Genomic DNA, 11,497 nt, shown 5'->3' on the forward strand with positions numbered 1-11,497 from the left:
AAATAGTTTCTTCAGTTTGTGCTATTTGAGATTAAAAGAAGGGGAATTGCTACCATGAAATTAGAAAGACTAATCTATATTTTACTGTCTCTTTTAAATAAGAAGAGGATAACAGCTAAAGAGATTGCAGAGAGGTTTGAAATATCTACTCGAACTGTATATAGGGACATGGATACACTCAGTTTAGCGGGAATCCCAATCTATTCGGAACGTGGAGATAAGGGAGGTTTCTATATACCAAGCGACTATAAGATAGACAGAAACTTTTTCACTGAGGAAGAGAGACAGTTTATCATTAATATGAGCCAAAATGTTAGTAAAATCGTTGGTCATTCAAGTCTTGACAGTATCGAACACAAGCTGTCTTCTCAAGAAATTACAAGAGCAAACAGTCCTTTTTACTTTGATCTCAGTTCCTGGACTCTTAATACAAATTATTTACTAGAAATTGAGGAAGCGATACAAACTGAACAGATGATTTCTTTTTCTTACTATTCGAAAAAGCAAGAGAAAAGTCAGCGAACGGTTATTCCATACAGATTGATCTATAAACTGAATGCTTGGTATGTTATCGGTTACTGCTTAGAAAAATTAGATTTTCGCATTTTTAAATTAACTCGAATTCGTGAACTAGAACTAGTGGAGATAAAAGATAAACCATTCGATTATCCACGTTTATCTCAAGAAAAGTTAGAGCTTTTTTTAAATCCCCCAAAACATAAAGTGGAGGGGCAAGGAGAAGAAATCGAACTAGTTTTTACAAGATTTGCACTCCCAAAAATCTACGATCACTTCACGGAAGAAGAAATCAGAGTCGAGGACGAAATAATAAAAGTTCAGGCATTCAGAGCTTTAACTCCTGCATTTTTTGATTTACTCTTAAGCTTTGGTTATCAAGTAAAGGTCGTATCTCCAAGTCACTTACAAAATCTACTGGTCAGTACTCTCAAAAAAAATCTTCAGCAATATGACAACCTGTAGTCATATTTCCTTTTGTATACTCTTAAGTGGGCAAAATATTTCGTGATATTCATCATAGCCCAATTATTTTACAGGAGGTTCCAAATGGATACAAAAACACTTGCAGAAAGCTATTTTACGGCAGTAAATGAGGGAGGCTGGGAAGATTTCGTAGCTGAAAACTTTGATTATGGCATGTGCGATAGTATAGAAATTCGACAAGGACGTGATGTTTATTTGCAAGGCGCAGGCCAATTCTATGCTTTGAGCCAGCATCTTGAAGTGAAGCAATTACTTGTTGATGGTCGAACAGTCTCAGCTTTAAATCGCTACCGTCTACATTCTCCTCAAGGAAAAGAACTCGAACTGGATGTCGCAGAATTTCTGAAATTTGATGAATTTGATAAATTAGTTGCATCCAATATTTATTTCGACACTTATCGTTTCCAAAAATTTATCCAAGGAATTGAATAACAAAAATCTAGCTTCAAATTTACTCTTCAATTTCAAAACTAAAAACAAGGCCTGACTAATCTACAGTCAAACCTTGTTTTTAATTTTTATGAGAAAATCCAAGATTCGTAAATCTGATTAGTCTTCTCTCTTCTTCCTAGCAAGCAAGCCGTAGCCACTCATTAGTCCGAGAAGTCCCAGCGCTACTAGGCTAGCATCTCTTGTCGCTCCCGTATTTGGAAGCTCTCTGCTTGTTTCTTCAACTTTTGCTGGTGCTGCTGAAAGAGCTTGATCCCTTGTTTGTGAGACTTGCTCTTCTTTCGTTCCAACTTCTGTGATTTCTGGGATAGCTTCCTTGAGAACCTCAGTAGAATGAAGGGTGCGTTTGCCCTGAGCATCAACTTCTACAAAGCGACGAACTTGACCTTCAACGCCTGCTTGAACTAGCTGGCGTTTGCCTTTGAGAAGGGCTGCATTTGGTCGTTCCTGATGTTCGAAGGCAACTGAAACTTCTTCAACTTCCAGTTTCGGAGTTTCTAGAACTAAATCTTTCACACCTTCAGCTGGTTGGTTGCTTGATAGAACTTTTGTACCAACTTCGGTGATTTCTGGGATTGATTCCTTGACTACCTCAGTCGAACGAAGAGTGCGTTTGCCTTGGACGTCTACTTCTACTAGACGATGGAGTTGCCCTTCTTCTCCTTTTTGGACAAGTTGACGTTGACCTTTCAGAAGGTTTGCGTTTGGTCGCTCTTGACGTTCGAAGGCTATTGTTTCAGTTTCAATAACTAGTTCAGGGAGAGCTTCAACCGTCGGGGCCACTTCATTTGGATCCATGCTACCAACATGATGGCTTTCTTCTGTAGGAGCTAGTTTCTTATTCAGCTTTTCTTTCATGTCCGCAAAAGCCTGTGGAGTTGGCATCTCTGAAGCCAACAAAGTTTCTGCTTGGTCAATCAATTCAGCTTTAGGATCTTTTTCACGGACGGATTCGAGCAAGCCTTCCAATTCTTCTCTAGCAGTCTGATAACGTTGATTTCCATCCAAGGCTGTCCCTGCTTGTTTCAACTCATTCAAAGCCCGATTGACTTCTTCTTGGCTAGCATCATGGTTTTCAGCAACAGCTTTCGCAGCATTGAGCTTCTCTACTAGTGCTGCTTGTTTATCCTCACTTGAGAAGGTGTAGGCAAGGGTTGACTGGTGACCTTGGGCAGCAGTGATTTCTTGTTTGAGGTACTCATCGTTGACAGCTGCTTTTGGAGAAACCAAGACATCGAACTCAGCTGTGTGTCCCTTGTAATGAAGGGTCAAGGTCTGACGACCAGTCTTTTGAGCATCGTAGCCCGTAATTTCAACACCTTGATCTGTGAAGGCACGGCTTTCTTCTGTCTCATCATCATAGAGAACTCCGAAACGACCTTCTGCAAGATCCAGTTGCTCTCCTACTAGATATTCCGTTTTCGGTTTCTGAGTAATGTACAGACCTGCTACTTCCTTTAGTTTTCCTTCATCTTGACCAGTCACTTGTACCTTCAAGTCACCGCTTACTGAAAGTCCAAGATAGCTAACTGTGAGCTTTTGTTCCCCTTTTTGATGAGCGTCGTATCCAGAAACAGTCACACCTGAGTGAGTAAGGTTAATCAGCTCGTCTGCTTGCCCCCCTTCGTATTGAACACGGAGAGTGCCGCCTCTAAGGTCAAGTTTTTCTCCCTCTTTATAAACTGTCTTCTTAGGCTCTTTTTCAAGGCTAACTGCAGCAATTTTCCTCTCATCCTGTGGAATCGCTACTGCCAAGGTGTTACTGATTTCTTTGCCAGGTAGTTGGGTACGATAGTAGAGGAGAGTTGGTTGCTTGTCAAATCCCAATGGTGCTGTTGCCAAGTCGCCTCCAGTTTCAGACTTCAAGGTTGCAATTGGTGTTTGTGAATCTGCCTTGTCGTAAACGGTGATAGTTGCACCCGCTGGAACATCAGAGAAGCCTAGTTGAACTTGATGGTTTCCAAGTGAACGGGCAGCTACCTTAGCCATTGGAATATTTTGGCTTTCTGTATCCAAGGTTTCGTACATCTTCCAGTTGTAGATACGAATGGCCTTCCAAGGTGTCCCGTTATCTGAAGTGATAACTTTTAGGCGCCAGTCTTGAGCAGTGATTGGTTTGTCAAGAGTGATATCCGTAACGTGTGCTTTGTTGCCACGGACTTCCTTAGCTAGTTTCCACTCACCATCTGTATCCTTGTAGTAAAGATCAAAGTCTTTGGTGTTCATCAAACCATCGTTGACAGACTCACCACCAGCTCCTGCATGATCCATGACCCATCTAACAACGGTACGTGGCTTGGTCAAGCGAATATCCACACTACCGCTCAACTGAGCTGAAGACCACTTATCTGACAAGCTAGTAATGGTACCGTTCAACATACCTTCGATGCCTTCACCACCTTCTGTCTTAGGGAAAGTACTATCAATAACTGATGCACCTGGAACAATATTTTCAGCCAAAGGTCTTGGGAGAGTTGTATCCTGAACAGTCATGCCCCAGTTAAAGAATGCTGTCGCCGCCTCAGAACGGAGTCCATTTTTACCAACTGCAACGACTTTCAATTCCTGAGTCCTACCAGTCGCATTAGCAGAGCGGCTAACTTTTGGCAAGTAGATGGTTGAAGCAGATGATCCTGTCAATAAGCGCCAGTTATCCCCATCTTTTTCGTAGACTTCATAGAAATCCGCATCTTGGTTACCAGCAAATTGGACCACTGCTTCAGCTTCTTGGGCATTTTTAAGAGATTGTCTCACCACAGAAAGGCCCGTAGGCGCTTGTGGGGCTTGGTGATTGTCCGAAATTGTTAATTGTCCTAGGTTGAACTGATAATCTTTTACAGCTCCTTCATGCTCGAAGAAGAGTTTGACTGCATAGATGGTTTTACCTGCTAGTGAGCTAAGGTCAAATTCTTCATTCTTCCAGTTATCAGAAAGTGTTAGCTCTTTCCATGCGGCTGCATCCTCAAATTTGTAGTCTGGTGTTGTAGAGAAAGCCATATAAACTTTAGAGCCTTTTCCTCCCTTGTGGGCAACACGAAGTTTGGTTTTCTCAGTTACTTCTAGTTTGGTAGAATACAAATTCACATCCTGGTCCGTCTTACCAGCTACATCACCTGAGAATTTAAGGGAGTTACCTCCATTATAGGCATCTGTAAAGTCATATTCTGCACGAAGTTTTTCCCCCGTTGAAGTCTGCCACCAACGCCATGTTGGCAAGACACCTGAAACAGAACGGTAGTTCCATTCAGAATCCTTAGAAACTTTGCCATCTACAAACCACTTTCTGCCATGACCCGTATTAAAAGAGGTAGTGAAGGTCCGGCCTACTGCTGGTGTACGGTCCGCAACTAAATTGGCAATCCCATACCATTCTTTGTCAGCTGGTTTTTGAGCCGTTGGATCTCCTTGGTAACCTGTAAAAAAGATGTCTTCGTTCTTGTGGTAGTCTTCGCCTGTTTTTCCTAGACTGGTAATCGTATCTGGTGCAAAGAGTCCAAGTGACAAACGCAACTTGCCTTTTTCATCTAAGAGGGCATCCCATTTGACTTTGGTCTTATAAGAACCACCTTGTTGCAATTCCAAGCCTGCAAAGACATCATATTGACTACGTTCTAGCCATTTTGCCATCTCTACAGAGTAGTCATTCTTTTCCTTGTTCCAGTTGAAGTTGGCAAAGAATTGATCTGCAGGAACCTTGTCACCTTCTTTTTGCATGAACTGATAGTTGTATTCACCAAGGCCATCTTCGTGGTAACGACCATATTTGTAGGTCATGGCATCGTACCAAGCATACTTGATTGGATGGTTGACTTTAGCCGCGTATTCTTTTGTATAGAGCATGAATTGGCGCATTTTTTCACCAAGAGGTGCTACCAATTCCCCCGTTGTTTCTTGGTTGATGAAATAGCCATCAAAGCCATAGTACTTAGCAAGATCGACAAGTTTCCGTGCGATAGGGAAGGTGCCATCTGCGTCTTGTTTCAAGGCAGCTGCAAATTTCTCTTGGTCGGCAATGCTATTTGACCAGTTGAAAAAGAGGGTTCCATAAACGGGAACTCCGTTGCGGTGGCCTGCATCAATGACATCTGGAGTTGGAACTAGACCTTCCCAGAAGACCATTGAATCCAAGTATTGCCAGTAATCGAAGGCGTAGGCCTTGAATTCTTCTCCACCTACAGAAGCGTGGTCTTTGGCCTTTGAGTTGGTATTTGCTAGAGCTTGAACCTTGGCTCTTCTGCTTGCTTTTTCATTAACCAACTGGCCTCTATGACGCTTGGCGAGTTCAACTGAGGAACGGTTGATGGAATCATCCTCACGCGCACCCGGTTCCCATTTCAACAAATCTTCCCAAGTATCAAATTTGATTTCTTTTGGTCGGAGACTCTTTTCTTCATTTTTAGGAACGTCTGCTAGAGTCGGTTTGTCGGCTTTCTTCTCAGCCACTTTAGGAGCTTCCTCTGGTTTGACTTCTTCTTTTTCAGTTGGTTGAGCAGGTTTTTCTGTCGGAGTTGGCTTTGCTTCTTCTTTTTCATTAACCAGATCCGTTATTGTTGGAGGGTTTTCTGAAATTGGTTGCTCAGCTACTTTGTTCTCTGTTTTCTCTAATTGTTTTTCAAGGGCTGCAGTATCTGGATTAGCTGTTTCACTAGTACTTGTCGCTTGGGCGCTCGTATTTGTAGCTGTTTCAGGGACTGCGACTTGTTCGGCAAGAGCTGGGCTCGCAAATAGAGCTGAACCAATCATCAAGGAACAAGCCCCGATTGACAACTTACGAATACTGTAACGGCAACGTTTTTCAAAAAATAGATTTTTCATCTTATCCTCCTAATAAAATATAAAGTAAGCGCTTTACTTTTTGATAAAAAGTAACTGTTCTCAATGTACACCACCAGAACAGGATCATCTTCATTTTATCCTATATGAAAGCGTTGTCAATATACTTGACACAAAAACTATAACTAGGATAAAAATCAGTAAAATTTGGACACAATCCTATAAATCATCTATCTTAAAGGGAAACTACCTCTCATTTTGAAAGAAAGTTCTTGTTTCTTATGAAAATTTCAGCTAAACACTTGTGAGATTTACTTTTATCCTTTAAAATAGAATAGGAGAAATTCCGTTATTATTTTTCGGAGGAAAAAGAAATGTCCATTAATTGGCAGGAAATTTTATTTCACTTTTTAGGAGGTCTAGGACTGTTTTTATACAGTATCAAGACCATGGGAGACGGTTTGCAACAAGCTGCTGGAGATCGCCTTCGTTTTTACATTGACAAGTACACTAGCAATCCCTTTTTAGGTGTTCTAGTCGGAATCGTCGTGACTGCCCTGATTCAGTCAAGTACAGGGGTTACAGTTATCACGGTTGGGCTAGTCAGCGCTAGTCTTCTAACCCTTAGACAGGCTATCGGAATTATCATGGGAGCCAACATCGGAACCACCGTTACATCCTTTATCATCGGTTTCAAGCTTGGTGAGTATGCTTTACCCTTGATTTTCCTTGGAACCATGTTCCTCTTCTTTACAAAAAACAGAACAGCAAACAATATCGGGCGCATCCTGTTTGGTGTCGGGGGAATCTTCTACGCCCTCAACCTCATCAGTGCCGGTATGAGCCCGCTTAAAGATTTACCACAATTCAAGGAGTATATGGTAACCTTGGGACAAAATCCTATTTTAGGAGTAGTAGCCGGTGCAGTGATTACCGTCCTCATTCAGGCCTCTTCGGCAACTATCGGGATTCTACAAGGTCTCTATGCAGGTGGCTTCCTTGACCTTAAAGGTTCGCTACCGGTTCTCTTCGGGGATAATATCGGGACAACTCTAACCGTTATCATTGCGGCAGCTGGAGCCAATGTCTCAGCGAAACGCGTTGCGGCAACCCACGTTACCTTTAACGTTTTAGGAACTATTCTTTGCTTAATCTTATTAGGCCCTTTCACTGCTATGATCGAGTACTTCCAGGCACTCCTTCACCTCTCACCTGAGATGACAATCGCCTTCTCTCACGGTGCCTTTAACGTAAGTAACACCATTGTACAATTTCCATTCATCGGAGCCTTGGCCTACTTTGTAACCAAGCTCATCCCTGGTGAAGACGAGGTTGTCAAGTACGAGCCTCTCTATCTCGACGAGCAACTTATCCAGCAATCTCCTTCCATCGCTCTAGGAAATGCCAAAAAAGAACTCTTGCACTTGGGGAACTATGCAACCAAAGCTTTTGACCTTTCTTATACCTATATCATCGATTTGGATGAAAAGGTAGCTGAAAAAGGGCACAAGACAGAGGAAGCCATCAATACCATCGATGAAAAACTCACTCGTTACCTCATCAGACTCTCAAGCGAATCCTTGAGCCAAAAGGAAAGTGAAGTCTTGACCAACATTCTGGATTCATCTCGTGATTTGGAACGGATTGGGGACCACGCAGAAGGCTTGCTCAACCTAACAGACTACCTCCAACGTAAGAATGTTCAATTTTCTGATGCTGCTTTAGAGGAATTAGCTGAGATTTATCAAGCAACAACTGCATTTATCAAGGATGCCCTTGATAGTGTGGAAAATAATGATATTGAAAAAGCTCAAAGTCTGATTGAACGCCATAAAGAAATCAACAATATGGAACGCGTTCTCAGAAAGACTCACATCAAACGCCTTAACAAAGGTGAGTGTTCTACACAAGCTGGAGTCAACTTTATCGACATCATTTCCCACTACACTCGTGTGTCTGACCATGCTATGAATCTAGCCGAAAAGGTCATTGCTGAACAAATCTAATACTCTTCGAAAATCTCTTCAAACCACGTCAACGTCGCCTTGCTGTATATATGTTACTGACTTCGTCAGTTCTATCCACAACCTCAAAACCGTGTTTTGAGCAGCCTGCGGTTAGTTTCCTAGTTTGCTCTTTGATTTTCATTGAGTATAAGTGCCAAGAAGCTATCCTGAATGGGATGGCTTTTTCATTTCCTCATCAAAAATGTTTTTTCTGACATATAAAAAATGCTTTGATTCCATTGTGAATCAAAGCATTTTAAAGAGTTCTCCAAACATGATAGCAGAAACTGCAGTGCCCCTGTACTTGGCTTCTTCTCTTTTGATAAAGCGCGCCAAGTTGATCAACTCTGGTGCTGGGTGTTTGGGATTGGTAAGCAATTCACGGGTGACCAGTCCTGAAAGTCGGACTGCTAGTAATTGCTCATTTGTAGTGGGTAGTTTTTTAGCAGTCTCTAGGAGAGCAGCGACTAACTCTTCACTCAAGCCCTGACGGGCATGATTATAGAGATCTTTTATAAGGCTTTCTAGATTTGCTTCTGCCATCCCGAGCAACCTCCCTTATGTTTAATAATTTTTAATCAAATCAACCGTTGAGCGGTCCAATTTTTTCACCAAGGCTTGCAAGAAAGCTTGAGCTTCTAGGAAGTCATCCATAGCATAAAGCGTTTGGTGAGAGTGGATATAACGTGCACAGACACCGATAGTTGTAGAAGGAACACCGCCATTTTTCAGATGAGCTGCTCCAGCGTCCGTTCCACCTTTTCCACAGTAATATTGGTACTTGATACCAGCTTCTTCAGCCGTTGTCAAAAGGAAATCCTTCATACCTGGGAGAAGCAAGTGACCTGGATCGTAGAAGCGAATCAAGGTTCCGTCCCCAATCTTGCCTTGACCACCGTAAACATCACCAGCAGGTGAACAGTCAACGGCTAGGAAAACTTCTGGATCAAACTTAGTTGTAGAAGTATGAGCGCCACGAAGCCCAACTTCTTCTTGGACGTTAGAGCCAAGATAGAGTTCATTTCCCAGTTTTTGACCTGATAGGGCTTCTGCCAACTCACTCACCATAAGAACACCGTAGCGGTTGTCCCAAGCTTTTGAGATGATATTTTTTTCATTGGCTGTCAAGATAGCGGAGCTATCAGGGACAATGGTGTCACCCGGACGGATACCAAAGCTTTCTGCCTCAGCCTTGTCCGCAAAACCACCATCAAAAACGATATCCGAGATAGCAGGCATGGTTGGTCCACCCTTTCCACGAGTCAAATGTGGAGGAACAGAGCCTGAAATCACAGGAATTTCACGACCGTCACGAGTAAAGAGTTTAAAGCGTTGGCTGCTGACCACCATAGGATTCCAACCACCGATTTCAACGACACGGAAGGTACCATCCGCTTTGATTTCGCTGACCATAAAACCAACTTCGTCCATGTGAGAAGCGACTAAGACGCGTGGGGCATCCGCAGCTTCTGAATGCTTGATACCGAAAATACCACCCAAGCCATCTGTCACCACTTCGTCCACGTGCGGTGTCAACTTCTCACGAAGATAAGTCCGGACAGGCGCTTCATGACCTGAGATTGCAGCAAGCTCTGTTACTTCTTTGATTTTTGAAAATAATGTTGTCATATCAGTTCCTTCTTTCTGTCCTCCATTTTACCACTTTTTATAGGAGAAGGGTAGTGGGAATCATCATTCCAACTTGAAACTGCTTATAAATAAAACGAATCACCATTGTAATTCGTTTTATTTATGATTTCGTTTGAGTGAAAAGTGGTCTGGCACAGGATCCTTTCCTATTTTCGACCAGGGATGACAACGCAAAATCCGAGCCAAGCCCATCAAAACACCCTTGAAACCATGTTTTTCAATAGCCTGGATCATGTAGTTGGAACAAGTAGGCTCAAAACGACAAGAGGGTGGAAAGGCTGGTGAGATAAAACGTTGGTAAAAGCGTACTGGTGCTATTAAGATTCGTTTCATTATTTCTTGGTTACAGCCATGGTGTGTAGTTGGCTGATTTCTTTTTTATTGAGGCGACGAGCTTCACCTGGACGAAGCCCCGTCAAGTCTAGATGTCCAAAACGTGTCCGAGACAACTTATCCACTTGGAGGCCGACAGCTTCAAACATTTTTTTAACCTGATGGTTGCGCCCTTCATGGATAGTCAACTGCACTACTGAGCGATTTTTAACTGGATCCACTTTGAGGATTTCATAAACAGCTGGCTTGGTTTTCTTGCCATCAATCTCAAGTCCACGGGTCAAGGGGCGGAGATTATCCTTATTGGCCACACCTTTAACACGCGCGACATAGACCTTATCAATCTCATTACGGGGGTGAATCATCTCATCTGTAAAATCCCCATCATTGGTCAAAATCAAAACACCGGATGTATCCCAGTCCAAACGTCCCACAGGATAAATACGTTCTTTTACATTGGGCAAGAGATCCACAACAGTCTTGCGGCCCTTGTCGTCTGTCACACTGGAAATCACTCCACGTGGTTTATTAAGCAGATAGTAGACCTTTTCTTCGTTGTAGATGGGCTGGCCTTCCACTTCGACCTTGTCACCAGTCTTGATGGTGGTTGCGAGTTCACGTACCACTTGGCCGTTGACTGTTACCAAGCCTTGCTTGATCAGCTCTTCTGCTTTTCTCCTACTGGCCACACCTGCGTGGGCAATATACTTATTGATTCTCATCTTCTTCTATCCTTTCACCAAATAATTGGCTTTCTTGGGCTTGGATCTCAAGCTCATCAATCACTGGCAATTCTTCCAAATGATTAATCCCCATGTAATCTAAGAAATAATCCGTAGTCACATAGAGGTTGGGGCGACCCAACACTTCTTTTTTCCCGTCTTCTCGTATCAAGTCAAAGGCCTGCAACTTTGCCAAGGCCCCACTCGAGTTGACTCCACGGATAGCATCGATTTCTATCCGCGTAATCGGCTGCTTGTAGGCAATGATCGACAAGGTCTCAAGGGCTGCCCGAGATAAACTCTGGTTGATGGGAGCTTTGGAATATTCCTTCAAAATCTCTGCAAATTGAGGCTTGGTCACCAATCTGTATGCTCCCCCTGTCTCAATCAGGGACAAGCTCGACTCCTGGTCTTTTTCATACTTTTGGGCTAATTTTTCTAAACTCTGCTGGATGCCTGTCGGGGGAAGCGATAGGAGTTCAGCCAACTGACGGACTCGAATCCCATCTTCACCTGCTACAAACAAGAGCGCTTCTATTTCTGCTAAAGTACTCATCTTTC

The 11,497-nt window shown here is 42.9% G+C and carries 9 protein-coding genes; 3 read left to right on the top strand and 6 right to left on the bottom strand.

From position 1 onward, the window contains the following. Nucleotides 1-54 precede the first annotated feature (54 nt). Nucleotides 55-981, top strand: coding sequence for a helix-turn-helix transcriptional regulator (locus E7Y33_RS08985; RefSeq protein ID WP_139690277.1), 927 nt, complete (start codon nucleotides 55-57; stop codon nucleotides 979-981). 84 nt (nucleotides 982-1,065) lie between these two features. Further along, a complete protein-coding gene (locus E7Y33_RS08990) occupies nucleotides 1,066-1,434 on the top strand; it encodes a hypothetical protein (protein WP_002879468.1) in 369 nt (122 codons plus the stop codon). Between the two features lie 117 nt (nucleotides 1,435-1,551). On the opposite strand, the gene E7Y33_RS08995 is transcribed toward E7Y33_RS08990, so the two are convergent. Then, nucleotides 1,552-6,267 carry an endo-beta-N-acetylglucosaminidase gene (locus E7Y33_RS08995; RefSeq protein WP_139690278.1) on the bottom strand — a complete coding sequence of 1,572 codons (4,716 nt, stop codon included), beginning with the start codon at nucleotides 6,265-6,267 and terminating at the stop codon, nucleotides 1,552-1,554. Nucleotides 6,268-6,599: 332 nt separating this feature from the next. On the opposite strand from E7Y33_RS08995, the gene E7Y33_RS09000 reads away from it, so the two are divergent. Further along, complete coding sequence (locus tag E7Y33_RS09000) at nucleotides 6,600-8,231, top strand: Na/Pi cotransporter family protein (protein WP_139690279.1); 1,632 nt, start codon at nucleotides 6,600-6,602, stop codon at nucleotides 8,229-8,231. Nucleotides 8,232-8,477: 246 nt separating this feature from the next. On the opposite strand, the gene E7Y33_RS09005 is transcribed toward E7Y33_RS09000, so the two are convergent. From E7Y33_RS09005 to scpB, 5 genes are all read right to left on the bottom strand, one after another. Continuing rightward, nucleotides 8,478-8,774 carry a bacteriocin immunity family protein gene (locus E7Y33_RS09005; protein ID WP_139690280.1) on the bottom strand — a complete coding sequence of 99 codons (297 nt, stop codon included), beginning with the start codon at nucleotides 8,772-8,774 and terminating at the stop codon, nucleotides 8,478-8,480. A gap of 21 nt (nucleotides 8,775-8,795) precedes the next feature. After that, on the bottom strand, nucleotides 8,796-9,860 hold the full coding sequence (gene pepA / locus E7Y33_RS09010; RefSeq protein WP_061587943.1) for a glutamyl aminopeptidase: 1,065 nt from the start codon (nucleotides 9,858-9,860) through the stop codon (nucleotides 8,796-8,798). A gap of 117 nt (nucleotides 9,861-9,977) precedes the next feature. Continuing rightward, on the bottom strand, nucleotides 9,978-10,214 hold the full coding sequence (gene yidD / locus E7Y33_RS09015) for a membrane protein insertion efficiency factor YidD (protein WP_084856689.1): 237 nt from the start codon (nucleotides 10,212-10,214) through the stop codon (nucleotides 9,978-9,980). Continuing rightward, on the bottom strand, nucleotides 10,214-10,936 hold the full coding sequence (locus E7Y33_RS09020) for a pseudouridine synthase (protein ID WP_001222233.1): 723 nt from the start codon (nucleotides 10,934-10,936) through the stop codon (nucleotides 10,214-10,216). Before E7Y33_RS09020 ends, yidD begins: the two co-directional genes overlap by 1 nt. Next, entirely contained in the window at nucleotides 10,923-11,492 is a 570-nt protein-coding gene (gene scpB, locus E7Y33_RS09025; protein WP_139690281.1) for an SMC-Scp complex subunit ScpB, read from the bottom strand. The genes E7Y33_RS09020 and scpB overlap by 14 nt, the downstream gene beginning before the upstream one ends. Nucleotides 11,493-11,497 lie beyond the last annotated feature (5 nt).

The organism is Streptococcus oralis, assembly GCF_006175905.1.
Taxonomy (GTDB): domain Bacteria; phylum Bacillota; class Bacilli; order Lactobacillales; family Streptococcaceae; genus Streptococcus; species Streptococcus oralis_BG.